Source organism: Mesorhizobium sp. M0152 (assembly GCF_040322415.1).
Taxonomy (GTDB): Bacteria; Pseudomonadota; Alphaproteobacteria; order Rhizobiales; family Rhizobiaceae; genus Mesorhizobium.
Genome location: NZ_JAMYTH010000013.1, coordinates 105,742 through 128,566, shown reverse-complemented (window position 1 = coordinate 128,566; position 22,825 = coordinate 105,742). Strand labels below are relative to the sequence as shown.

Sequence of the window (22,825 nt, the reverse complement as noted above, 5' to 3'; positions counted from 1 at the left end):
CTTTCACGCCGCTTCGCCGCCGCGGCCGCCTATGGGGCTGTCCCCGTCAATTAGAAACTGTCTCTCAACCACTGACTCATGCGATGCAGTTTTCCGCCCGTTCCAGTCATCCTGAGACCGGAAATTCCTTTCGCCGGATGGCTCTCGAAGCTCGCCATCTGCGGATAGATCAGAAGCCCCACCGCAGCCGAGAAGGCCGGGCCCTTCGCTGCTTCGGGCAAGCCCGCCACCCCGAGCGGACGCCCGATGCGCACGTTGCGCCCCAGGATGCGGCGTGCGGCTTCCGGCAGGCCGGCCAACTGGCTGGCGCCGCCGGTGAGCACCACGCGTTTGCCGACGGCATTGCCGTAGCCGGACTTGTTCAGCCGGTCGCGCAACAGTTCCAGCGTCTCGTCGATGCGGGCGCGCACGATGCGCGTCATCACCGAACGCGGGATCTGCAACGGCACGTCGCCGTCGTCGCCGATCGGCTGGATCGAGATCAGGTCGCGGTCGTCGGCGCTGCCCGGCAGCGCCGAGCCATGCATCACCTTCAGCCGTTCGGCGGCGTCGAGCGAAGTCGAGAGCCCCTTTGCCATGTCAAGCGTGACATGATTGCCGCCGATGGCGATGGCGTCGCCATGGACGAACTTGCCTTCAGCAAACACCGAGATCGTCGTCGTGCCGCCGCCCATGTCGATGCAGGCGGCACCCAGTTCCAGCTCGTCGTCGACAAGTGCCGCCAGGCCGCTGGCATAGGGCGTCGCCACCATGCGCTCGACCGAGAGGTGCGAGCGGTTGATGGAGAGTTCCAGATTGCGCATCGGCGCGGCGTCGCCCGTCAGCACATGCATGTCGACGCCCAGTGCGTCGCCGACCATGCCGCGCGGATCGCGCACGCCGCGCTCGGAATCCAGCGAAAAGCCGACGGGCAACGAATGGATCACCTCGCGCTCGGCCTTCAGCGCTTGCTTGGCACCGGCGCCGAGCACGCGCTTGATGTCGGCCTCGTCGGCCTCGTGGCCGCCAAGGTTGATGGTGGCCGAGAAGGCTTCGCTCTTCAGCCGCCCGGCGGTCATGTTGACGATGAGCGAATCCACCGTCAGGCCGGCCATGCGCTCGGCGGCGTCGACGGAAAGACGGATGGCATGTTCGGCGCGGTCGAGATCGACGATGACGCCCGACTTCACGCCTTGCGACTTCTGGTGCCCGATGCCGATCACCTGGATCCGGTGCGAGCGTCCGCGCAAAAGCTTGCCGTCGTCGCATGGCTTCAGCTTCGCCACCATGCAGCAGACCTTGTTCGAGCCGACATCCAGCACCGTCAAGGTGCCGGACCGGCGCGACGAGGCATCGCCATGACCGCCAAGCCAGCTCATATTTTCGTCTCCGGCTTGCGCTTCAGGCTCTTGGGTTTCTCGTTGAGCGCGGCTTCGCGCTGCGTCGCGGCCTCGGGTGTCAGTTGCACGACCAGCCGGTCGGGCAGCCGCATGTCGACGGCGGCGATGTCGCGCGACAACAGCGCCTTGTCATGATCCATCCTGACCAGCTCGGCGATCGCCTGGTCCTCGTCATCCTCGGGAAGCTTGACGGTGATGCCGTTGTCCAGCTTCAGGTCCCAGCGCCGCTCGCCGACGCGGATATAGCCTTTGATGCGGCTGGCGAAATCAGGATATTTTTCGACCTTGGCCAGGAAGTCCGGCGCCTTGGCCGGCGCGCCGGTGCCGATCAACAGCGGCAGCATCACCTGCTTGCCTCCCGAGAACGGCGCGATGACAGCGCCGTCCTTCTCGATGACGGAAAGATCATTGCCTTGCTGCCAGAGCGCGAAGGCCACACGCTCCTCGACGCGCACTTCCAGCGTGTGCGGATAGACCTTGCGCACCGCGGCGATCTCGATCCACGGCAAAGTGGCGATACGCTCCCGCGCCGCCTCGGCATCGAAGCCGATCAGCGACGTCCAGCCGTCGAGCTCGAGCCGGTCGAGAATATCGATCTCGGAAGTCTGGCGGTTACCGACCACCTTGACCTGGTCGACGGCGAAGCCGGTACGGGCGGTGATGCTCTGAATGATACCGTCGGCGTGGCCGCCAAGATACGCGCCATAAGCGCCGCTCGAAGCGAGCAGCACCGCCGACATGATGGCCAGCGAGAAGCGCGGCGCCTGGAACTCGCCCTCGCCCAGGCGCGCCAGGATCCGCACCGGGCGGCGAAGCACGCGCGGCAATACGAAATGGTCAAGCGACAATGGCAGGCCGAACAGCGACGGCCCAGCCGCGCCCTTCCCCTTGCCCTGTCCCCATTTCAACGCAGACACGAAGCGTCCTCCACCATCCAACTCAACAGTTCGCCAAACGAATGCCCTGCCTGGGCGGCGATTTCAGGCACCAGAGACGTCGGCGTCATGCCCGGCTGGGTATTGACCTCGAGCCATACAACTTCGCCATTTTCGGAGTGACGATCGTCATAACGGAAGTCCGACCGGGATACGCCCCGACAGCCGACAGCTTGGTGAGCCTTGAGCGCCAGTGTCTGTATTTTTTGGTAAATATTCGGTGAAACTTTTGCGGGGCATTCGTGTTTTGATCCGCCCGCGACATATTTTGAATCATAGTCGTAGAAGGAATGGCCCGTCGGGATGATCTCGCAGACGCCGAGCGCCACATCACCCATGACGGCGCAGGTCAGTTCGCGCCCGTGGATGTAGCGCTCGACCATGACGGTATCGCCATATTTCCACTCGGACGACCCGATGATCTGCGGCGGATGCGTCTGCCCCTCATGCACGATGACGACACCGAAGCTCGATCCCTCACTGACTGGCTTGACCACGTAGGGCGGCTTCATCGGGTGTTTGTTCTGGATAGCGAAGCGATTGGCGACCTTCGATTCGGCGACCGGAACGCCGACCGATTTGACGATCTTCTTCGCCAGTTCCTTGTTCATGGCGAGCGCCGAGGCGAGCACGCCGGAATGGGTATAGGGAATGCCGAGATATTCGAGGATGCCCTGGATCGTGCCGTCCTCGCCGAACGGACCATGCAGCGCGTTGAAGGCAACGTCGGGTTTAAGATCGGCAAGCACGGAACCGACATCGCGACCGACATCGACGCGGGTGACTCGATAACCTTCCTGCTCAAGTGCATCGGCGCAGGCCTTTCCGGAAGACAGGGACACGGGCCGCTCGGACGAAAACCCACCCAGCAATACGGCCACATGCTTGCTTGTCATTCCCCGTCATCCCCTCTCGCGGCGGATCAAAAACCAGGATTTCCGCAACATTGAGTCAGAGTCTCCCGGCAGGTTGCCCCCCAGACGGAAAACGCTGAAACGCGTCGAACGACTCAAATCAGGAAACGCTTTGGAGCAGAGAATCAGAGAGTTGATTCACTGGCAAGTGCTTATGATTCCGAGAGATTCACTTTCTGAGAAAATGGATGCAAAAACCGTGTCGTTGAGTCTTTGGAGCAACGGTCGCGCGGCTGTTCCGGCATGGTTGAAGTTCATGCATCACATGAACTTCAACGACGGTCAGAGGAGTTGTCCAAGAAACTCCTGGACGGCATGCCCGGGCCGGAAATCGCCGATGCGCTTGATTTCCCAGTGGAGCCGGATGCCGGAATGTTCGAGGACCCGCGCCCGCACCGTCTCGCCGAGATATTCCAGGTCATAGCCGGTCGCGGTTCCGGTGTTGATCATGAAGTTGCAGTGCATCGGCGACATCTGCGCGCCGCCGATCAAGAGACCGCGGCAGCCCGCCTTGTCGATCTCCTTCCAGGCCGACGTGCCTTCCGGATTCTTGAAGGTCGAGCCGCCTGTCTTCTCGCGGATCGGCTGCACCGTCTCGCGATGGTTTTGCACCGCGTCCATCGCCGCCTTGATCACCGCTTTGTCCTCGGCAAAGCCTTCGAACACGGCGGACGTGAAGATCAGCCCGGCCGGTGCCGCCGAATGGCGATAGGCGTAGCCCATGTCGGCATTGCTCAGCGTCTGGACATTGCCCTTGCGGTCGAGCCCCCGCACCTCGACGACCCGCTCGCGCGTCTCGACGCCATTGGCGCCGGCATTCATCCTCAGCGCGCCACCGATGGCACCCGGAATGCCGTGATAGAAATGAAACCCGCCAATGCCGGCTTCGAGCGCCGCTGCGGCAACACGCTTGTCGGGCGTGGCCGCACCCGCCTTGATCCTGATCGGCGAAACGATCTCCGCCTCGCCGAAGCCCTTGGCCGAAAGCCGGATGACAAAACCTGGGATGCCACCGTCACGCACTAGAAGGTTCGAGCCGACACCAACGACGGTCAGAGGTATCTCTTCGGGAACGGCCTTGAGGAAAGCGGCAAGGTCCTCCTCGTCCGCTGGCTGGAACAATACCTCGGCAAGGCCGCCGGCGCGGAACCAGGTGATCTTGTCCATCTCGGCATTCGGCGTCAGGCGGCCGCGCAGGCCGGCAAGCCGGTCGCCAAGTTTGTCGATCAGGGCCTGGCCGTGCATCATGAGACGGTCCCGCCAAGCTCCTTGGGCAAGGCATAGGCCCATTGGGTGATGTTGCCGGCGCCGAGGAAGACCACGAAGTCGCCGGGCTTGGCCAGGTCACGGATAACAGGCGCGATCGCCGCCGGCCCCTCGATGTAGCGGGCGTCACGGTGGCCGCCGGCACGGATGCGCGACACAAGCGCGTCGGAAGTGACGCCGTCGATCGGCTCTTCGCCGGCCGCGTAGACCGGCGCCACCATCACCGTGTCGGCATCGTTGAAGCAGGTGGAGAACTCGTTGAACAAATCATGCAACCGGGTGAAGCGATGCGGCTGGGCAATGGCGATGACGCGGCCATTGGTGGCGCTGCGCGCCGCCTTCAGCACCGCTGAGATCTCGACCGGATGGTGACCGTAATCGTCGAACACATCGACGCCGTTCCACGAACCGGTAAGGGTGAAGCGGCGCTTGACGCCGGCGAAGGACGACAGGCCCTTCTTGATCGCCTCGGCGGACAGGCCGAGTTCATGCGCGACCGCGATCGCGGCGGTGGCGTTGGAGACGTTGTGGCGGCCGGGCATCGGCAGGCGCAGGCCCGATATGGCAGTCTGGCCACCGCCCTTGCGGTTGCGGATCACCACGTCGAATTCCGAAACGGCACCCGCCATGCGGTGATTGGTGAAGCGCACATCGGCCTGCGCGTTCTCGCCATAGGTGATGACGCGGCGATCCTCGATGCGGCCGACCAGCGCCTGCACTTCCGGGTGATCGGTGCACATCACGCCGAAGCCGTAGAACGGCACGTTCTCGACGAACTGGCGGAACGCCTCGCGCACTTTGTCGAAGCTGCCATAGTGGTCGAGGTGCTCGGGATCGATGTTAGTGACCACGGCGATCTCGGCTGGCAGCTTGAGGAAGGTGCCGTCGCTTTCGTCGGCCTCGACCACCATCCATTCGCCGTCGCCCATGCGGGCGTTGGTGCCGTAGGCATTGATGATGCCGCCATTGATGACGGTAGGGTCGAGCCCGCCGGCTTCGAGCAAGGTGGCGACCATCGAGGTCGTCGTCGTTTTGCCATGCGTGCCGCCGATCGCCACCGCCTGGCGAAAGCGCATCAGCTCGGCCAACATCTCGGCGCGGCGCACGATGGGAAGCAACTTTTCCCGCGCCGCCTTCAGTTCCGGATTGGATTTCTTGATCGCCGTCGAGACGACGACAACCTCGGCATCGCCGAGATTTTCGGCTCTGTGGCCGACGAAGCATTCGATGCCCTTGTCGCGCAGCCGCTGCACATTGGCGCTGTCGGCCTGGTCGGAACCTTGCACCTTGTAGCCGAGATTGTGCAGCACCTCGGCAATGCCGCTCATGCCGATGCCGCCAATGCCGATGAAATGCACAAGCCCGATCGTCTGCGGCATCTTCATGCGTGCGTGCCCTTCCTGAAATCCGAAACGGTTTTTTTCGACGCAATAGCCTCTGTGAGATCGGCGAGCAACCGTGCAGCGTCCGGCCTGCCGGCCGATTTCGCTCCCGCCGCCATCGCCGCAAGCCGCTCGGGAGTGTCCATCAGCCCGCCGACGAGGGACGCGATGAACTCGGGCGAAAGCGAGGATTGCGGGTGCACCTCACCACCGCCGGCCGCCGCAAGGGCCGCCGCGTTCGCAGCCTGGTCATGGTCGAGCGCATAGGGATAGGGCACCAGCAGCGCCGGCCGGCCAATGACCGCGATCTCCGAGACGGTCGAGGCGCCGGAGCGCGAGATGATCAGGTGCGCGTCTGCCATGCGCACTGCCATATCGGTGAAGAAAGGCGAAACCTCGACATTGACGGCAAGCGCCGCATAGGCCGCCTTCACCCGCGCCACGTCATCCGCGCGAGCCTGTTGGGTAATGACCAGCCGCTTGCGCTGCGCTTCGGGAAGCAGCGCGATCGCCGCCGGCACGGCGTCGGAAAAGAACTGGGCGCCCTGGCTGCCGCCGAACACCAGCAGGCGAAACGGCTGGTCCCCGGACGACGCTGCATAAGGCGTCTTGGCCGCTTCCAGCACCCGAGGCCTGACCGGATTGCCCGTCGTCACCGTCTTGGCGCCGGCGGCACTTGCATCCTGCGGCAGGAAGCCGCCGGCAATGGCATCGACGCGGCCGGCCAACGCCCGGTTGGCGCGCCCCATCACCGCATTCTGTTCGTGGATCAGCGTCGGCACCTTGCGCCGTGTAGCGGCGTAGAGCGGCGGCAAGGTCGGATAGCCACCGAAACCGACGACGGCATCCGGCTTGATCCGGCCGATGATCGCGGAGGCCTGCCGCACGCCGCGCCATATCTTCCAGAACGCGCCAAGCAGGGCGATGGGATTTTTCGAGCCTAAAGTCGCCGACTGGATCGGATGGATGGCGGCGGCCGGGAAATGGCCGGCAAACCGCTCGGCGCGGTCGTCGGTGGCCAGATGCACCGTCCAGCCGCGTTCGTTCAGCTCATGCGCCAGCGCCTCGGCCGGAAACAGATGTCCGCCGGTTCCGCCCGCCGCGAGAAGGATGACGCCTCTCGCCATGTCACTCCGCCGGCAGCGCGCGCGGCGGCAGCGTAAAGCCCATCTGCTTGCGCTTCTCAGGCCGCTTGCGCGTCAGCGCCAGCACCATGCCCATCGAGATGGCGATGGCGATCTGCGAGGAGCCGCCGTAGGAGATGAAGGGCAGCGTCATGCCTTTGGCCGGCACCAGCTGCAGGTTGACGCACATGTTGATGACTGCCTGCAGGCCGAACACGGTGACGAGGCCGCCGACCGCATAGCGAGTGAAGTCGTCATGTTCCTTGAGCGCCGTGTTGAGGCCGCGCAGCACGATGAAGGCGAAGATCGCCATGATGAAGAAGCACATGATCAGCCCGAACTCCTCGCCCGCGACCGAGAACACGAAGTCGGCATGGCTGTCGGGGATGACCCGCTTGACGGTGCCCTCGCCCGGCCCGACGCCGAACCAGCCGCCATTGATCAGCGCATCGCGTCCCATGTCGACCTGGAACGTGTCGCCCTCGCCAGTGAGGAACTTGTCGATGCGCAAGGCGACGTGCGGGAACACGGTATAGGCGGCGAAGACGCCGCCGACGCCGGCGGCACCGAGCACGACGATCCATAGCCAGGGCAGCCCCGCCATGAAGAACATGATGCCCCAGGTGCCGGTCGTCAGCATGGTCTGGCCGAGGTCCGGCTGCGCCACCAGCAGCGACACGACCAGCACCAGCAGCAGCATGGCGAACAGATTGCCCGGGATGTCGGGCTGGCGCTTATGTTCGGCGAACAGCCAGGCGCACATGATGACGAAGGCGGGTTTCAGGAATTCCGACGGCTGGATCGACAGGCCGGCAAGCGACACCCAGCGCCGCGCGCCTTTCACCTCGATGCCGATGTAGAGCACCGCCACCATAAGCACCAGCATCAGGCACAGCATGATCAGCGCCATGCGCCGGATCTCTCTGGAATCGAGGAAGGACACCGCCAGCATCACGCCGAGCGCCGGCACGGTGAAGATGATCTGCCTGGTGGCGAAATGGAAGCTGTCGAGGCCGATGCGTTCGGCGACCGCCGGGCTCGCGGCGAAAGACAGCACGATGCCCAGCCCCATCAGCGACAGGAACGCCGCCAGGAACCAGCGATCGATCGTCCACCACCAGGTCGCAACCGGGCTTTTGTCGAGACGGCTCTGCATTATCGTGCCCCTCCGATAGGTTTGACGCCATCTATAGCGTTCGCAGCTTGCCTGAAGGCTTCGCCGCGAACTTCGAAATTCTTGAACTGGTCGAAACTGGCGCAGGCCGGCGACAGCAGCACCACCGCCTCGCCGCTATTGTCCTTGGCCGCATCGTGCGCGGCGTGCTCGACCGCAGCGGCAAGCGTGCCCGATATCTCGTACGACGCCGCCTCGCCAAGCGTCGCCGCGAAGGCCGGCGCCGCCTCGCCGATCAGATAGGCCTTGGCGATGCGCGGGAAGAAGCCGCGCAACGGCTCGATACCGCCTTCCTTGGGGAGGCCGCCGGCGATCCAGTAGATGCGGTTGAAGCTCGACAGCGCGGGTGCCGCCGCATCGGCATTGGTCGCCTTGGAATCGTTGACGAACAGCACATGGTCCTTGCGGCCGACCTGCTCCATGCGGTGCGCGAGGCCGGGAAAGCTTTCGAGCCCGGACTGGATCTCGCCAAGCTCCAGCCCGACCTTGAGGCAGGCGGCAACAGCGGCAAGGGCATTCTGCGCATTGTGCTGGCCGCGCAGTGAGCCGATGCCTTCGAGGAAGGCGACGCGGCTGTAGCGGCCATGCACGGCTTCCATCAGGTAGGTGCCATCGGCGAAATATCCGTCGGTCAGCGGCAGGCGCTTGGAAATGCGGATGACGTGCCGCCCCGCCCGCTCCAGCCGCTCGGCGATCTGCGCGCACCAGGAATCATCGATGCCGATGATCGCCGTGTCGCTGCCGGCGACCAGCCGCTCCTTGATCGAAGCATAGTGCTGCATGGTGCCGTGGCGGTCGAGATGATCGGGCGTCAGATTGAGCAGGATGCCGGCCGTCGGGTCGATCGAGGGCGCGAGGTCGATCTGGTAAGACGAGCATTCGACGACATAGTGCCGCGCGGGCTCCGGCGGATCGAGCGTCATGACGGCACGGCCAATATTGCCGCCCATCTGGGTATCGCGCCCGGACGCCTTCAGAATATGCGAGGTCAGCGCGGTCGTCGTCGACTTGCCGTTGGTGCCGGTGATGGCGATGAAAGGCGCCGCCGGCGCGGCAAGCATCCGCTCGCGGCAGAAAAGCTCGATGTCGCCGACGATCTCGACGCCCGACCCGCGCGCCAGTTCGACCGTCCAATGCGGCTTCGGATGCGTCAGCGGCACGCCCGGCGACAGCACGAAGGCCGAGAATTTCGCCCAGTCGGCGCCGCGCAGATCGCCGGTAGCGATGCCGGCGGCAGCCGCCTTGGCGACGCTGTCGGGATTGTCGTCCCACGCCAGCACTTGCGCCCCGCCCTCGATCAGCGCGCGCGCGGTGGCAATGCCCGAGCCACCGAGCCCGAACAGCGAAACACGCTTGCCTGCGAAGGATGTGGCGGGGATCAAGCGGCCTCCTATCGCAGCTTGAGGGTTGAGAGGCCGACCAGCGCCAGGATGACGGCGATGATCCAGAAGCGGATCACCACCTGGCTTTCGGTCCAGCCGAGCTTTTCGAAATGGTGGTGGATCGGCGCCATCAGGAACACCCGCTTGCCGGTCATCTTGAAATAGCCGACCTGGATGATCACGGACAGTATCTCGACCACGAACAGGCCGCCGACGATGACCAGCACGATCTCGTGCTTGGTCGCGACCGCGACGGTGCCGATCAGGCCGCCCATGGCCAGCGAGCCGGTGTCGCCCATGAAGATCGCGGCCGGCGGCGCGTTGAACCAGAGAAAGCCGAGGCCGGCGCCGATGACAGCACCCAGCACGACAGCCAGCTCGCCGGTGCCCGGCACGAAATGGATCTGCAGATATTCGGCGAACACCGCGTTGCCGGAGAGATAGGCGATGACGCCGAAGGACGCAGCCGCGATCATGATCGGCACGATCGCCAGGCCGTCGAGGCCGTCGGTCAGGTTCACCGCATTGCCGGCGCCGACGATGACGAGACAGGAGAACGGAATGAAGAACCAGCCGAGATTGATCAGGAATTCCTTGGCGAAGGGGAATGTCAGCGACGACGAGAACGGCGCCTGGCCGTTATGCATGATCACCCAGGCCGCGATGCCGGCGATGATGAATTCGAGCCCCAGCCGCGCCTTGCCGGAAAAGCCGAGATGAGACTGCTTCGTCACCTTCAGATAGTCGTCGTAAAAGCCGATGGAGCCGAAACCCAGCGTCACCAGAAGCACCACCCAGACATAGATGCTCGACAGGTTCGCCCATAAAAGCGACGAGCCAATGATGCCGGACAGGATCATCAGCCCGCCCATGGTCGGCGTGCCGGCCTTCTTGAAATGGGTTTGCGGACCGTCGGCGCGGATCGGCTGGCCCTTGCCTTGCCGCAGCCGAAGCGAATTGATGATGGTCGGCCCGAAGATGAAGACGATCAGCGCCGACGTGATCAGCGCCCCGCCGGTGCGGAAAGTGATGTAGCGGAAGACGTTGAAGACCGAGACCTTGTCCGCGAATTCGACCAGCAGTGTGAACATGCGCTTTTCGTCCCCGACTTGACCTAGGTCTGTTTGCCGATTGTCGTTTCAGCCGGGAACTTGCCCAGCAACGCATCGACCAGCTTTGCAAAGCCGATGCCCTTCGACGATTTGATCATTACCACGTCGCCCGGCTTCAGCGCGGCAAGCAGCACCGGCTTCAATTCCTCGACGCCGGCGCGGTATTCCGTCTTGATCTCTGCCGGCAGCGCTTTTGCCAGCGCCCGCATTTCCGGACCGCCGAGAAAGACGGTCTGCGTGCCGGTGCCGACGAGGAGACCGGCAAGCGCCGCATGCAGCTTGGCCGAATGTTCGCCGAGTTCCAGCATGTCGCCGAGCACGGCGATGCGCCGGCCCTCGCCCGTCACCGGCGTCGCGTTGAGCAGCGCCATCGCGGCGGCCATCGAGGCCGGGTTGGCGTTGTAGCTTTCGTCGATCAGCGTGATCGGCCCACCGGGGTGGCCCGAAATCGAGCCACCGGGATGGCGCAGCACGTGGCGCTTGCCGCGGCCGCGCTCGGCCGACAGATCCGCCAGCGCCCGCGCAACCTTGTCGAGATCGGCGCCGGCCAGATAGGCTGCGCCCAGCACCGCCAGCACGTTCTGCACCATGTGGCGGCCGGGCGCGCCGATGCGGGCCGTCACCTCGTGGCCGCCGATCCTGGCGATGATCTCGGAATGGTCGGCATGGAGCTCGCATTTGACCAGCTTGAAAGTCGAGCGGGCATTCTCGCCGAAGCCATGGACGTGCTCGACGCCGGCGGTATGCGCCATCTTGTCCAGAAGCTTGAAGCGCGCATCGTCGCGGTTGAGGATTGCCGCGCCATCGGGCTCCAACCCCTCGAAAATCTCGGCCTTGGCCTCGGCGATCTCGTCCAGATTGCGGAAGAAGCCGAGATGCGCGGCCGCGATCATGGTGACGATGGCGATATGCGGCCGCACCATTTTGACCAGCGGCCGGATCTCGCCGGGATGGTTCATGCCGATCTCGAACACGGCATAGTCGCAATCGATGGGCATGCGCGCCAGCGTCAGCGGCACGCCCCAATGATTGTTGAACGACTGCGCCGACGCATGCACCTTGCCGACCACCGACAGGACATGGCGCAATGCCTCCTTGGTCGTGGTCTTGCCGGCCGAGCCGGTCACCGCGATGATCTTGGCGTCGGACCGGGCGCGCGCCGCCGCGCCGAGCTTTTCCAGCGCCACCAGCACGTCCTCGACGACGATCATCGGCGCCGTCAGCCGGCCGAGCGACGGCAGCTTGCCTTCGGCCACCACCAGCACGCCCGCGCCTGCCTTGATGGCGGCGGTCGCGAAATCATGGCCGTCCATCGCCTCGCCCTTGATGGCGAAGAAGGCGTCGCCGGGCTGCAGGCTGCGGCTGTCGATCGAAATACCCGATATGCCGTCCGGCATCGGGCCGAGCGGCCGCCCGTCCATGGCGGCCACCAGCGTCTCTGATGTCCACAAAAGGCTCATGCGGCACACTCCGCGAGTGCTGCGCGAACTTCCTCGTGATCGGAGAAATGCAGGGTTTCGGAGCCGATCGTCTGGCCCTCCTCGTGCCCCTTGCCGGCCACGATCAGCGTGTCGCCGGCGCGCAGCATTGCGACCGCCTCGTGGATAGCCCGGCGCCGGTCGCCGATCTCGATGGCGCCAGGTGCCGCGGCAAGAATCGCAGCGCGGATCGTCTCGGGCACTTCGGAGCGCGGATTGTCGTCGGTGACGATGACGACATCGGCCAGCCGCGTCGCGATCTCACCCATGATCGGCCGCTTGCCGCGGTCGCGGTCGCCGCCGCAGCCGAACACGACCATGACGCGGCCGGTGGTGAACGGGCGCACCGAAGCCAGCACATTTTCCAGCGCATCCGGCTTGTGGGCATAGTCGACATACACCGGCGCGCCATTGGCGGTGGTGCCGACGAGGTCGAGCCGGCCCGGCGCGCCTTTCAGTTTTTCCAATGCCATCAATGCCTTGGCGACCGGCGTTCCCGTTGAAATCGCGAGTCCCGCTGAAACCAGCGCGTTCGCGATCTGGAAATCGCCGGCCAGCGGCAGGTCGATCTCATGAAGCACGCCATCGGCTTCAATCTCGGCGCGCTGGCGATGGCGCTCGTGTTCGACCCGCTTCAGCCTGAGGAAATCGCCATGCCGGCCAACCGTCAGCACCTCGAGCCCAGCGGCCTTCGCCGCCTGAATTGTCGGTGCCGACCACGGATCGTCGGCGAAGATGACCGCCGGCGCGCCCTTCGGCAGCAGCGTGTCGAACAGCCGCAATTTGGCGCGATGATAATCCTCGACCGTCGGATGGTAATCCATATGGTCGCGGCCGAGATTGGTGAAGCCGCCGGCGGCGAGCTTCACCCCGTCGAGGCGGCGCTGGTCGAGCCCATGACTGGAGGCCTCCATCGAGGCATGGGTGACGCCGGCATCCGCCAATTCCCTGAGCAGTTGGTGCAAGGCGACCGGGTCGGGTGTCGTCAGCGAACCATAGTCGTTGCGGCCGGGCGCCACCACGCCGGTGGTGCCGATCGAGGCCGCGGCATATCCGGCCTGCTCCCAGATCTGCCTGATGAACGCGGCGACCGAGGTCTTGCCGCTGGTGCCGGTCACCGCGACCATCGTCTGGGGCTGCCTGCCGAAATAGCGGGCGGCACTCAGCGCCAGCGCCAGGCGCGGATCGTCGACCGCCAGCACCTGAACCGGCAGCCCGGCAACGGCGCTGCCCTTGCTCGTCACGATCGCGACGGCGCCTCGCCCGGCGGCGTCGGCGGCATAGGCCGCGCCATCGGCCTTGGATCCGGCGAGCGCGAAAAAGACGATTCCGGGCTTTACCTGCCGGGAATCCGACGAAATGCCTGTAACCTCCAGATCGGCGGAAGCTGTTCCTTCGACTGGCAGGATACCGGCTAGATCTCTGAGCTTCATCGAGTCCCGTTCACCGCAACAAAATAGCGCGCAGTTGCCGGCGCGCCCCAAGAATCACTGATAGGAAACCAGCGTTGCACCATTTTCATGGCTGAAATCTGGCTTCACGCCAAGCATGGCCGCAGAACGCCTGATGATATTGCCGGCGATGACCCCCGCATTCGCCGCCGCGACGTCTGTCATGCCAGGCTTTTCCGGGTGCGGGGCGTCGGCAATGGTAAACACGAGATATTGCGGATCGTCCATCGGGAAGGCGGCGACGAAGGTATTGAAATTCAAATCCTTCGAGTAGCGGCCATTGATGACCTTCTCGGCTGTTCCGGTCTTGCCGCCAACGCGATAGCCGGGGACCCTGGCGTTTCTGGCCGAGCCCTTCTCGGCATTGAGCGTATAGAGGTAGCGCATGCCATCGACCGTCTTGTCGCCGACCACTTTCTTGGCCACCGCCATCGCCGCCTCCTGGCTGCGGACCAGGAATGTCGGCTGGATCAAGTAGCCGCCATTCATCAACGCCGCGCAGCCGACAGCCGCTTGCAGCGGCGTCGTCGACACGCCATGGCCAAAGGCGATGGTGAACGAATTGACCTGTTTCCAGATCTTCGGTTCAGTCGGGCGGGCGACTTCCGGCAGTTCGGTCTGCATCCTGTCCAAAATTCCAAGGCGATGCAGGAATTCGCGGTGCCCCTCGATGCCGACCAACTCGGCCTCCCTGGCCGACCCGATGTTGGACGAATAGAGGAATACCTCCGGCAGCGACAGAACACGGTTCTTGCCGTGGAAATCGTGAATGGCCTGGTGGCCGACGCGGATCGGATGCGAAGCGTCGAAGCGGCTTGCCATCGTCGCCTTGCCGGAATCGAGCGCCATGGCCGAGGTGAAGCTCTTGAAGGTCGAGCCCATCTCATAGAGGCCCGCCGACATCCGATTCAGCCGGTCCTTTTCCTGTGCATTGTAAGGATTGTTCGGATCGAAATCCGGCACCGAGGCCATGGCCACCACTTCGCCGGTCTTGACGTTGAGCACGACAGCCCCGGCGCCGATGGCGCGATAGCGCTCCAGGCCGGCGGCGATCTCGTCGCGCACGATATGCTGGACGCGCAGATCGATCGAAAGCTTCACCGGCTTGAGGTCCTTGGCCACCGCCAGGCCCGACGCCTGCAGGTCGCTCAGACCCTGCTCGTCGATGTATTTCTCCATGCCGGAGATGCCCTGATTGTCGATGTTGGTGAGGCCGACAATGTAGGACGAGGTTTCGCTGCTTGGATAGAAACGGCGCTTCTCCGTGCGGAAGCCGAAGCCGGGGATGCCGAGTTGCATGATGTCGGACTGCTGCTTGGGCGTCAGCTGCCGCTGCAGCCAGACGAAGCCGGCTCCGCTCTTCAGCTTACGATAGGTCTGCTCGTAGTCGATCTCGGGAAGCACCGTCGACAGTTTCTCGATCGCCTCGTCGGCATCGACGATGCGGCGCGGTTCGGCGAACAGCGACGCCGTCTTGATGTCGGTCGCCAGCACTTCGCCGTTGCGATCGACAATGTCGGGCCGCGATGCCGTGACCCGGCTCTGAGGGCCGCCCGACATGTCGGGGGTCTGGAAACCGAGATAGACCAGCCGCCCGGAAATGGTCGAGAAGATGCCGAAGAACACCGCCATCGTCATCACGATGCGCGCCTTGCCCTTGCCGCCGGTCGCCTTGCGGGCGCCCTCGACGACGATCGCTCCGTCTTCGCCCGTCCCGGCGCGGCGCTTCAGCAGTTTGCCGATCATTGGGCGATGCCTCCGGTCACGACGGGATCCCTGTCACTTGAAGGCGCCTTGTCGGAATTGTCGGCCATGCCGCCCTGGCGTTCGGACAGTATGTCCTGAATATCGAGCTGCTTGGCCGGCAGGTCACCGAGGCCGACGATCTGGCGCGCGCCGACCGGCTGGAGTTCAAGTTGCGATTTGTAGAGTTCGGTCAGCTTCTGGAGCCGCGACGGCTGGGTGAGCAGACTCCAGTCGGCCTTGAGCAGGTCGATCGTGTCCTCCTCGTAGCGTATCTCGGCATGGATCTTCTGCACTGCCGCCAACTGGTCCTCGGCCTCGCGCTTGGTCTTGTAGGTCAGGGCGGCCGCCGAAACCATGACGGCGATCAGGACAATGTCGCTGGTACGGAACACGTGCTTACCTCTCCCCCGGCCGATCGATGCCGGGAAGCTTTGGAAGACCGAAAATAGAGAAGTCGTCGCTGCGCGCCGGCGCTTCGGTGCGGGTCGCCGCGCGCAATCTGGCCGAGCGGGCGCGCGGATTGGCCGCGATCTCCGCATCGCCGGGCGTCACGCCGCCGCCGGCCTTTTGGAACGTCGCGCTGCGCGCCTTCGCCTCGGGCATGTGGCGCGAGCCGGTCGCGGCATCGGCGCGATCGGCGATGAAGCGCTTGACGATGCGATCCTCAAGCGAATGGAATGTCACCACGGCGAGCCGTCCGCCCGGCTTCAGCGCCCGTTCGGCCGCGAACAATGCTTTCGCCAGTTCGCCAAGCTCGTCATTGACGAAGATGCGCAGCGCCTGGAAAACGCGCGTGGCCGGGTGGATCTTGTCCTTGGGCGCGCGGCCGATATGCGTTTCGATGGCGTCGGCGAGCTCCAGCGTGCGCTCGAACGGCCGCTTTTCGCGGCGAGCCTCGATCATACGGGCAATGCGGCCGGCATGCCGCTCCTCGCCGAGGAAACCGAAGATGCGGGCAAGATCGCCCGGCTTGAAGCTGTTGACGACATCTGCGGCGCTCAGGCCTGCCTGCGCCATGCGCATGTCGAGCGGTCCGTCGGCGCGGAACGAAAAGCCGCGCCCGGCCTGGTCGAGTTGCATCGAGGAGACGCCGATGTCGAGCACGACGCCGTCGGCGCTCTCGACATGTTCGTCGAGCGTCGAGAACGGCGCATGCACCAATCTCAGCCTGCCACCCGATTGGGCCTCGAGATCGCGGCCGGCCGCGATCGCGTCGGGATCGCGGTCTATGGCAATGACGGAAGCACCGGTCGCCAGAATGGCCCTGGTGTAGCCACCGGCGCCGAACGTGCCGTCCATGACGATGTCGCCCTCCGCCGGCGCCAATGCCTCGAGCACTTCGCCAAGGAGGACCGGAATGTGGCGGACCGGTCCGCCAACGGCGTGAAGATCATCGCCGTGGTCCGCCGTCATTCCGGTCGCTCCCCAGGCTTCGTCCCCTGCCGAAGCTGCAAAAGCCGGGCCCGCGCCTGCGCGCCATAGGCGGCAAGCCGCCCCGGCTCCCAGATCTGAAAGAAATTGCCGCGCCCGACAAAGGCCACCTCCGCCGAAATGCCGGTATGCTCGCGTATGAAATCGCTCATCGTGATGCGTCCGTCCTGGTCGAGCTTCAGGAACGTGCCGTCGCCATGACAGAAGAACGACATGTCGTCCGCCGCTTGCAGGAAGGGATCCTCGAGCGCGATGCGCTGCTCGTAGCGGTCGAGAAGATCGAGCCCTCCGACATCCATCGCCGGCAGGTCGAGGCAGCGTAGCGCATAGAGCTCCGAATAGCCACGCTTCTGCACGACGGCGCGGAAATGCGCCGGAACGGACACCCGCCCCTTCGCATCGATCCTGCTCACCGTGTTCGACAGAAACCGGTCCATCACACGTTACTGCCGCTTGCGCCGCCGCACCCCTTTTCTTCGTATCGCACGCGCCGCCGCGGCGCGTTCCCCGCCCCGTACCAAGCTCCGCCGTAGCGGCAAAAGCCGGCAAACGCGCAGCCGCCGCGGCTGCCCGATTGGCGTACGCTTTACCCTGACACTGAACGAAAGCTTTGGTATCGGAATGGGATATCATGGGGTGCTATGGGCGTCAACGGGAGTAGGCTTCACAAAGATGCGCCGCGGCCAATGAGAGCAGCCTTGACGGCACGTCTCATGTTTATGGTCTATTAAGCCTAACGAAGCGTTTAGAGCTGCTTGGCCCAACCGGACGCGGGTTGCCGCGCGCCGCTGCTGCGCATAGCGTCTCGCCACATCCATTCGGTCGCAAACAGGGTTGGAAATTCGATGGCTGAAACCGCAAAGTCGCGCGCAGCGGCACTTCCTCATTTACGCCGCGGCGGGCTTTCGGTGGGCGATTCCATCCCGCTGCCCCTGACCATGGCCGCCATCTTTCACGCGCCCGGCGACGCAACCGGTTTCGACCAGTACGGCCGCTTCAGCAATCCGACCTGGGACGCGGTGGAGCATATGCTGGCCCATTTGGAGGGCGCGGCCTGCGTCGCCTTTCCTTCCGGAATGGCGGCGATCTCGGCGGCGTTTTTTGCCGTGCTCAAGACCGGCGACCGTATCCTGCTGCCTTCGGACGGCTATCACACGACAAGGGCGCTGGCCGAGCGCTTCCTGAAGCCGCTCGGCATCACCTACGATGTCAGGCCTACCTCAACGTTCCTCGATGGCGGTTTCGAAGGCTATCGCCTGGCCTTTGTCGAAACGCCCGCCAATCCGGGGCTGGACATCTGCGACATCGCGGCCGTCGCCGAAGCCGTCCACGCGGCAGGCGCGCTCCTGGTGGTCGACAACACGACGATGACGCCCTTCGGCCAGCGCCCGCTCGACCACGGTGCCGACATCGTGGTTGCCGCCGACACCAAGGCGCCGAACGGCCATTCCGACGTACTGTTCGGCCACGTCGCCAGCCGCAACGCCGACATCATCGCCGCGGTGACCAGCTGGCGCGAAACGTCGGGCGGGATTCCGGGACCATTCGAAGCCTGGCTGGTACATCGCGGCCTCGAAACCCTCGATGTGCGCTTCGATCGCATGTGCTCCTCGGCTGAAGTGATCGCGCGGCGGCTGCAAGGCCATCGGGCGGTCAGCGGCCTGCGCTTTCCCGGCCTGGAGAGCGATCCGTCGCACAATCTTGCCCGCGCCCAGATGGAGCGCTTCGGCTTCCTCATCTCCTTCGAGCTAGCCTCGGAGCAGAAAGCCGAGGATTTCATCAACAATTGCGAACTGATGCAGGCCGCGACGTCCTTCGGCGGGGTCCACACCTCGGCCGAGCGGCGCTTGAAGCGAGGCGATGCGGTTGCCGCCGGCTTCGTTCGCCTCTCGGTCGGCTGCGAGCCAGTGGAAGAACTTTGGGCGGCGATCAAGGCGTCGCTGGACAGGATCAGCGGTTGACAGGACCGGTCAACCGAGCTCGCCGGCTTCGATGTTGCGATGGCTGTGCAGCACGCGAAGGATTTCGATCGCATCGCTCCCCACACGGTACAAGGTGAGATAATTGCCGACGACCAGGTGTCGGATGCCGGGTGCGATGTCGTCGCGCGGCGCGCCCGAGAGGGGATGCAAAGTCAGCAGATCCCACCGTCTTTCCAGCGCGTCCACGAGACGAACCGCCGCCCAAGGATTATGTCCGGCAATGTAATCACCGATATTCTCGAGGTCGGCCACTGCTTGGGAAGCAGGCGGTATTTCACTCGTGAAAGCCTTTGGACCCAGCCATTTTCAGATATTTGGCCCGCAGTCGGTCCATGATCGGCTGCCCGTCCAACGCCGGCCCGCTGTCGATGCCTTCCTGCACCAGTCTGCGCAGTTCCTCGACCGTATAGCCAAGAAGATCGCGCCGGTCTTTCCATTGCCGTAGCGCATCGCGGATCACTTCGCTCGCGGATGCATATTCGCCGGCGGCCACCACATCGTCCACCGCCCGCGCCAATTCCGGCGAGAGGGTGATGCTGCGTTTATCGACTTGTCCCATGACAGGCTCCAATGCCATTGCTCGCCCACGGTACGATTTAATCGTACCAGTTTCAAGCAATGGCCCGTAGCAACTAGGCTGGCGAATGGCCGGACCAGTTTGAATCAACGGGCGCGCCCGAAGGCGCAACCTGCTGATCTCAAAGGATTTCTCTTCGAGAAAGAAACTGCCAGCTGGCCTGTAAGCCGGGTTTTGTATGGCCCTCGCCCCTTGCGGCGCGAGAACGTGGCGGCCATTCATCTTGGACGCATGTTGCCATGCGCCTCACGCAACCTACCCGGACGGTGAGCCGGAAACAGCCCTCGAGGGTTTCCCCTCGCACCGCCCCTATTCGGTTTTGCTCCCGGTGGGGTTTACCGTGCCGCTCCTGTTGCCAGTCGCGCGGTGGGCTCTTACCCCACCCTTTCACCCTTACCACGACGGATCGTGGCGGTTTGCTTTCTGTGGCACTTTCCCTGGGGTCGCCCCCGCCGGCCATTAACCGGCACCGTGTCTCCATGGAGCCCGGACTTTCCTCACCCGCGGCCTTTCGGCTTTTGCGGGCGCGGCCGCCCGGCCAGCTGGCACGGCGTATAAAGGGGTTCACGCCATAAAACGCAACCGAAAAAGCGTTGCGGCCGGCTCATCTCATGCCGGCGCCCCGACAGCCGCCAGCTGTACCTTGACCTTGCTGCAATAGGCGGCTGAGATCGGGTTCATGCGCGTGGCGCCATGGCCGGCGTTGTATTTCAAGATTGTGCCGCAAGTCGTGCCGCCGCCGAGATCGCGCGCCATGGCGAGGTACTTCATGCCGTATTTGATGTTGGTGTCGGGATCGAAAAGACCTTTGGCGGAGCCGCTATAGCCCATCATCCGCGCCGTCGCCGGCTTGATCTGCATCAGGCCGATCTCGCCGGCGCCGCCGACCGTGTTCGGCTGGTAGTTGCTCTCGATCTTGATGACGGCATCAGCGAGCGAAACCGGCACGCCGTAGCTCGCCGCATAGCGGGCCACGATCGACGAATACTGGCCGCTGCTGGTCACCGCGGCCGCCGACGCTGCCGCGTTCTGCAGCCCGACCGACGCCGTTGTCGTCTGGTCGACGGTCTTGCGGTCGCGCTTCGCGTGGCGTTTCGCGCCGGACTTCTTCGCCTTGGCCCAGCTCGCCTTCGTGGCTTTCGCGGAAACCCGCTTGGTCGTCTTCGCTTTCTTGCTGCTTTCGGCCGAGATCGTCTTGCCTTTGGCACTCATCGCGACGAGCCCATGATCGGCCCGTAGGCTCAATGGCGCGGCGTTGGCCGTGCCGAAGGCAAAAGTCATTACGCCGGCAGCAAGAGCTGCCGTTACAACGGTCAATTTCTGCATGTGGTCCTGTTCTGTCTGGACCGCGCGAAGATCTTCGCGCGGCACGGCTTGATCAACATCGAACATCCGGGGCTGGAAGTCCGACAAACTGTACGGATCGCCCCTTTGAAGTCCGAATTGGCGCCAATGAAGGCGAGGCAAGTCACATTAAATGACAGATTGTAACTTAAGGGCAGAAGAGGATTACTTGAGAGACGCCCTTACGTCGGGTCAGTCCGCGACGGAAGCAAGCAGCCTTTGCAGCGTGCGCAGCGTCGAACCATCGGCCTGCCCATCGACAAGACGCGGCCGGAAATGGCGCTGGAATGCCTCGACCACGATCTGCGTCTGCCGATCGAAAACCCCCGAAATTTCGACACCATAGCCATAGAGCGCCAGCATCGACTGCAACGCCTCGACCTCGGCGCCCTGGTCGCCGGCTCTCAGCACGGCGCCGCGCCGGATAGGCGCGGCGCCGACGAAATGGCCGACGCCGGCTTCGAACAGCGCTGCCCACGGAAACTTCTCGCCCGGATCGATCTTGCGTCCCGGCGCCACGTCGGAATGCGCCAGCACCCGCCTGGCTGCGATCGCATGTCTCCGCGCGATCCCCTTGCACAGGCCGGTCACCGCATCGATCTGCCGGCGCGGGAACATGGGATAGCCGAGCGAATGTCCCGGATTGACGATCTCGATGCCGACCGAACAGGAATTGATATCGGTGCGTCCGAACCAGGAGCCCTTGCCGGCATGCCAGGCGCGGTCGCTTTCCCTGACCATCTGCACGATATGGCCGTTCTCATGAACGAGATAGTGCGAGGAGACCTCGCTGGCCGGATCGCACAGCCACGCCTCGGCTCCGGCGCCCGTCGGCATGCCGGTGTAGTGCAGCACGATCATGTCGGGCCTGAGCGTGTCGCGCCTTGGCCCAAAATTCGGCGATACCCTGACCTCGGCGCTTGGCTCGTCGGGCAGGAAGCCGCTCATGCGTGCCGCAGGCCCCGCTCGATCATCTCATAGGCCGCGTTGATCGCCGCGACCCTGGTCGTCGCGATCTTGATGAATTCCTGCGGCAGGCCGCGCGCAATCAGCCGGTCCGGATGGTTGTCGGAAACCAGCTTGCGATAACGCTTCCTGACCTCCTCGAACGGCTTGCCGCGTTCGATGCCGAGCACGACATAAGGGTCGGCGGCGCCAAGATTGACGTGCCGGGCCAGGATCGCTTCGTAATGCACCTCGTCAATGCGGAAGATCTCGGCGATGCGATGCAGGAAATGCCCTTCGCGCTCGTGGATCAACCCGTCGGCCTTGGCGATATGAAACAGGCCGTCGAGTATGTCCTCCAGCATCATGCAGTTCGGATGGCCGGAGCCGCAAAGCTGCGCCATGCGCTCGGCATAGGTCTCGAAGCCGGCTACGTCGCGTTTGGCCAGATCGTAGAGGCGCGCCACGTTGCGCGTTTCCTTTGGCGGCACCTCGAATATTTCCTGGAAGGCACGCACCTCGTCCTGGGTCACGATGCCGTCGGCCTTCGCCATCTTGGCCGAGAGCGCGATCATCGCCACCGAGAAGGCGACGCGGCGGCGCAGGTCGGCGTCGCCGGAAAAAACCGTGCGCACGGCTTCCACCACGTCGGCAACCCCCGATGTAGCTGAAGACGATACCCGCGTAATGAAGTCGCCGAGGCGGTCCCAAATCGACATGGCCAGCTTCATAGAGCCAACCGATCCCCGCTATCAAGCCAATAACGGCCGGTGCCTGGCTTGTGAACGGCAGGCATTCTGTTGCCTTCACACGAAAAAGGCCGGCGTGACGCCGGCCTTTTCTCTCAAGACATGCTTGTTAACTACTGCGCGGGCGCAGGAGGAGGCGTTGCCGGAGCCGGCTCGGCTGGCTTGGTCGAATTGTCGGCCGGAGCCGCAGGCTTCATCGGCTGCTCGGCGGGCGGCGGATTGGTGCTCTGGGTGGTGGTATTGTCAGTGCCTGTGCCGCTGTCGCTGCATGCGGCAACGCCGAGCAAGGCAAGCGCGGACACCGAGGCAAGAATGAGTTTTCTCATGACATCTCTCCTTCAACACACGTTCACGTTGCAGTGAACGGTCCAGGGAAAAATGCGTCACATGGCCATGGGTTTCGTAACGTTGCATTTCCGTATGTAACATCGTCTGGCCCGTTTGCGATTGCCGA

At 64.1% G+C, this 22,825-nt stretch carries 22 protein-coding genes and 1 other RNA gene; 1 reads left to right on the top strand and 22 read right to left on the bottom strand.

Features of this window, described 5'->3' with window-relative positions; genetic code table 11:
• Window positions 1–50: 50 nt before the first annotated feature.
• The 15 genes from ftsA to mraZ form a co-directional block, all read right to left on the bottom strand.
• Complete coding sequence (ftsA, locus tag NKJ26_RS15830; RefSeq protein WP_352696108.1) at window positions 51–1,358, bottom strand: cell division protein FtsA; 1,308 nt, start codon at window positions 1,356–1,358, stop codon at window positions 51–53.
• Window positions 1,355–2,296, bottom strand: a complete 942-nt coding sequence (locus tag NKJ26_RS15825) for a cell division protein FtsQ/DivIB (protein ID WP_352696107.1) — start codon at window positions 2,294–2,296, stop codon at window positions 1,355–1,357. Before NKJ26_RS15825 ends, ftsA begins: the two co-directional genes overlap by 4 nt.
• A complete protein-coding gene (locus NKJ26_RS15820; protein WP_352597725.1) occupies window positions 2,284–3,210 on the bottom strand; it encodes a D-alanine--D-alanine ligase in 927 nt (308 codons plus the stop codon). The genes NKJ26_RS15825 and NKJ26_RS15820 overlap by 13 nt, the downstream gene beginning before the upstream one ends.
• Window positions 3,211–3,510: 300 nt before the next feature.
• The gene (murB, locus tag NKJ26_RS15815) at window positions 3,511–4,476 is read right to left on the bottom strand and encodes a UDP-N-acetylmuramate dehydrogenase (protein ID WP_352696106.1); all 966 of its coding nucleotides are present in this window, start codon (window positions 4,474–4,476) and stop codon (window positions 3,511–3,513) included.
• Window positions 4,473–5,879, bottom strand: a complete 1,407-nt coding sequence (gene murC / locus NKJ26_RS15810) for a UDP-N-acetylmuramate--L-alanine ligase (protein WP_352597722.1) — start codon at window positions 5,877–5,879, stop codon at window positions 4,473–4,475. The genes murB and murC overlap by 4 nt, the downstream gene beginning before the upstream one ends.
• Window positions 5,876–7,003, bottom strand: a complete 1,128-nt coding sequence (murG, locus tag NKJ26_RS15805) for an undecaprenyldiphospho-muramoylpentapeptide beta-N-acetylglucosaminyltransferase (protein ID WP_352696105.1) — start codon at window positions 7,001–7,003, stop codon at window positions 5,876–5,878. Before murG ends, murC begins: the two co-directional genes overlap by 4 nt.
• 1 nt (window position 7,004) lies before the next feature.
• Window positions 7,005–8,156 carry a putative lipid II flippase FtsW gene (gene ftsW / locus NKJ26_RS15800; protein WP_352597718.1) on the bottom strand — a complete coding sequence of 384 codons (1,152 nt, stop codon included), beginning with the start codon at window positions 8,154–8,156 and terminating at the stop codon, window positions 7,005–7,007.
• Window positions 8,156–9,556 carry a UDP-N-acetylmuramoyl-L-alanine--D-glutamate ligase gene (gene murD / locus NKJ26_RS15795; RefSeq protein ID WP_352696104.1) on the bottom strand — a complete coding sequence of 467 codons (1,401 nt, stop codon included), beginning with the start codon at window positions 9,554–9,556 and terminating at the stop codon, window positions 8,156–8,158. Before murD ends, ftsW begins: the two co-directional genes overlap by 1 nt.
• 8 nt (window positions 9,557–9,564) lie before the next feature.
• Window positions 9,565–10,647 (bottom strand): phospho-N-acetylmuramoyl-pentapeptide-transferase, encoded by a 1,083-nt coding sequence (mraY, locus tag NKJ26_RS15790; protein ID WP_027025452.1) that lies wholly within the window; start codon window positions 10,645–10,647, stop codon window positions 9,565–9,567.
• Between the two features lie 23 nt (window positions 10,648–10,670).
• Window positions 10,671–12,128 (bottom strand): UDP-N-acetylmuramoylalanyl-D-glutamyl-2,6-diaminopimelate--D-alanyl-D-alanine ligase, encoded by a 1,458-nt coding sequence (locus NKJ26_RS15785; RefSeq protein ID WP_352597714.1) that lies wholly within the window; start codon window positions 12,126–12,128, stop codon window positions 10,671–10,673.
• Window positions 12,125–13,579, bottom strand: coding sequence for a UDP-N-acetylmuramoyl-L-alanyl-D-glutamate--2,6-diaminopimelate ligase (locus tag NKJ26_RS15780; protein ID WP_352696103.1), 1,455 nt, complete (start codon window positions 13,577–13,579; stop codon window positions 12,125–12,127). The genes NKJ26_RS15785 and NKJ26_RS15780 overlap by 4 nt, the downstream gene beginning before the upstream one ends.
• Before the next feature lie 54 nt (window positions 13,580–13,633).
• A complete protein-coding gene (locus tag NKJ26_RS15775; RefSeq protein ID WP_352696102.1) occupies window positions 13,634–15,343 on the bottom strand; it encodes a peptidoglycan D,D-transpeptidase FtsI family protein in 1,710 nt (569 codons plus the stop codon).
• On the bottom strand, window positions 15,340–15,735 hold the full coding sequence (ftsL, locus tag NKJ26_RS15770) for a cell division protein FtsL (RefSeq protein WP_352696101.1): 396 nt from the start codon (window positions 15,733–15,735) through the stop codon (window positions 15,340–15,342). The genes NKJ26_RS15775 and ftsL overlap by 4 nt, the downstream gene beginning before the upstream one ends.
• A 4-nt stretch (window positions 15,736–15,739) precedes the next feature.
• Complete coding sequence (gene rsmH / locus NKJ26_RS15765; RefSeq protein WP_352696100.1) at window positions 15,740–16,756, bottom strand: 16S rRNA (cytosine(1402)-N(4))-methyltransferase RsmH; 1,017 nt, start codon at window positions 16,754–16,756, stop codon at window positions 15,740–15,742.
• Window positions 16,753–17,211 carry a division/cell wall cluster transcriptional repressor MraZ gene (gene mraZ / locus NKJ26_RS15760; protein WP_352696099.1) on the bottom strand — a complete coding sequence of 153 codons (459 nt, stop codon included), beginning with the start codon at window positions 17,209–17,211 and terminating at the stop codon, window positions 16,753–16,755. Before mraZ ends, rsmH begins: the two co-directional genes overlap by 4 nt.
• Before the next feature lie 408 nt (window positions 17,212–17,619).
• On the opposite strand from mraZ, the gene NKJ26_RS15755 reads away from it, so the two are divergent.
• Entirely contained in the window at window positions 17,620–18,735 is a 1,116-nt protein-coding gene (locus NKJ26_RS15755) for a cystathionine gamma-lyase (RefSeq protein ID WP_352696098.1), read from the top strand.
• A gap of 9 nt (window positions 18,736–18,744) precedes the next feature.
• Here the strand turns inward: NKJ26_RS15755 and NKJ26_RS15750 are convergent, their stop codons facing one another.
• The 7 genes from NKJ26_RS15750 to NKJ26_RS15720 form a co-directional block, all read right to left on the bottom strand.
• Window positions 18,745–19,008, bottom strand: a complete 264-nt coding sequence (locus tag NKJ26_RS15750; protein WP_352696097.1) for a type II toxin-antitoxin system RelE/ParE family toxin — start codon at window positions 19,006–19,008, stop codon at window positions 18,745–18,747.
• A 22-nt stretch (window positions 19,009–19,030) separates the two neighbouring features.
• Entirely contained in the window at window positions 19,031–19,315 is a 285-nt protein-coding gene (locus tag NKJ26_RS15745; protein WP_352696128.1) for a type II toxin-antitoxin system ParD family antitoxin, read from the bottom strand.
• 165 nt (window positions 19,316–19,480) lie between these two features.
• Window positions 19,481–19,879: RNase P RNA component class A (rnpB, locus tag NKJ26_RS15740), an RNA gene on the bottom strand.
• 63 nt (window positions 19,880–19,942) lie between these two features.
• The gene (locus NKJ26_RS15735) at window positions 19,943–20,659 is read right to left on the bottom strand and encodes a lytic transglycosylase domain-containing protein (protein ID WP_352598048.1); all 717 of its coding nucleotides are present in this window, start codon (window positions 20,657–20,659) and stop codon (window positions 19,943–19,945) included.
• 210 nt (window positions 20,660–20,869) lie between these two features.
• Complete coding sequence (locus tag NKJ26_RS15730) at window positions 20,870–21,625, bottom strand: peptidoglycan recognition protein family protein (RefSeq protein ID WP_352597702.1); 756 nt, start codon at window positions 21,623–21,625, stop codon at window positions 20,870–20,872.
• The gene (locus NKJ26_RS15725; RefSeq protein WP_352597701.1) at window positions 21,622–22,341 is read right to left on the bottom strand and encodes a TerB family tellurite resistance protein; all 720 of its coding nucleotides are present in this window, start codon (window positions 22,339–22,341) and stop codon (window positions 21,622–21,624) included. The genes NKJ26_RS15730 and NKJ26_RS15725 overlap by 4 nt, the downstream gene beginning before the upstream one ends.
• A 143-nt stretch (window positions 22,342–22,484) precedes the next feature.
• Complete coding sequence (locus NKJ26_RS15720) at window positions 22,485–22,697, bottom strand: hypothetical protein (protein ID WP_352696096.1); 213 nt, start codon at window positions 22,695–22,697, stop codon at window positions 22,485–22,487.
• Window positions 22,698–22,825: the final 128 nt, after the last annotated feature.

Coding starts and splice junctions, on each gene's coding strand:
- mraZ (WP_352696099.1), bottom strand. CDS start 17,211: ATGGACCGGTTTCTGTCGAACACGGTGAGCAGGATCGATGCGAAGGGG.
- ftsA (WP_352696108.1), bottom strand. CDS start 1,358: ATGAGCTGGCTTGGCGGTCATGGCGATGCCTCGTCGCGCCGGTCCGGC.
- rsmH (WP_352696100.1), bottom strand. CDS start 16,756: ATGACGGCGGACCACGGCGATGATCTTCACGCCGTTGGCGGACCGGTC.
- murG (WP_352696105.1), bottom strand. CDS start 7,003: ATGGCGAGAGGCGTCATCCTTCTCGCGGCGGGCGGAACCGGCGGACAT.
- NKJ26_RS15820 (WP_352597725.1), bottom strand. CDS start 3,210: ATGACAAGCAAGCATGTGGCCGTATTGCTGGGTGGGTTTTCGTCCGAG.
- murC (WP_352597722.1), bottom strand. CDS start 5,879: ATGAAGATGCCGCAGACGATCGGGCTTGTGCATTTCATCGGCATTGGC.
- NKJ26_RS15755 (WP_352696098.1), top strand. CDS start 17,620: ATGGCTGAAACCGCAAAGTCGCGCGCAGCGGCACTTCCTCATTTACGC.
- NKJ26_RS15785 (WP_352597714.1), bottom strand. CDS start 12,128: ATGAGCCTTTTGTGGACATCAGAGACGCTGGTGGCCGCCATGGACGGG.
- NKJ26_RS15775 (WP_352696102.1), bottom strand. CDS start 15,343: ATGATCGGCAAACTGCTGAAGCGCCGCGCCGGGACGGGCGAAGACGGA.
- NKJ26_RS15725 (WP_352597701.1), bottom strand. CDS start 22,341: ATGTCGATTTGGGACCGCCTCGGCGACTTCATTACGCGGGTATCGTCT.
- NKJ26_RS15720 (WP_352696096.1), bottom strand. CDS start 22,697: ATGAGAAAACTCATTCTTGCCTCGGTGTCCGCGCTTGCCTTGCTCGGC.
- NKJ26_RS15730 (WP_352597702.1), bottom strand. CDS start 21,625: ATGAGCGGCTTCCTGCCCGACGAGCCAAGCGCCGAGGTCAGGGTATCG.
- murB (WP_352696106.1), bottom strand. CDS start 4,476: ATGATGCACGGCCAGGCCCTGATCGACAAACTTGGCGACCGGCTTGCC.
- ftsW (WP_352597718.1), bottom strand. CDS start 8,156: ATGCAGAGCCGTCTCGACAAAAGCCCGGTTGCGACCTGGTGGTGGACG.
- NKJ26_RS15745 (WP_352696128.1), bottom strand. CDS start 19,315: ATGGGACAAGTCGATAAACGCAGCATCACCCTCTCGCCGGAATTGGCG.
- NKJ26_RS15780 (WP_352696103.1), bottom strand. CDS start 13,579: ATGAAGCTCAGAGATCTAGCCGGTATCCTGCCAGTCGAAGGAACAGCT.
- NKJ26_RS15735 (WP_352598048.1), bottom strand. CDS start 20,659: ATGCAGAAATTGACCGTTGTAACGGCAGCTCTTGCTGCCGGCGTAATG.
- mraY (WP_027025452.1), bottom strand. CDS start 10,647: ATGTTCACACTGCTGGTCGAATTCGCGGACAAGGTCTCGGTCTTCAAC.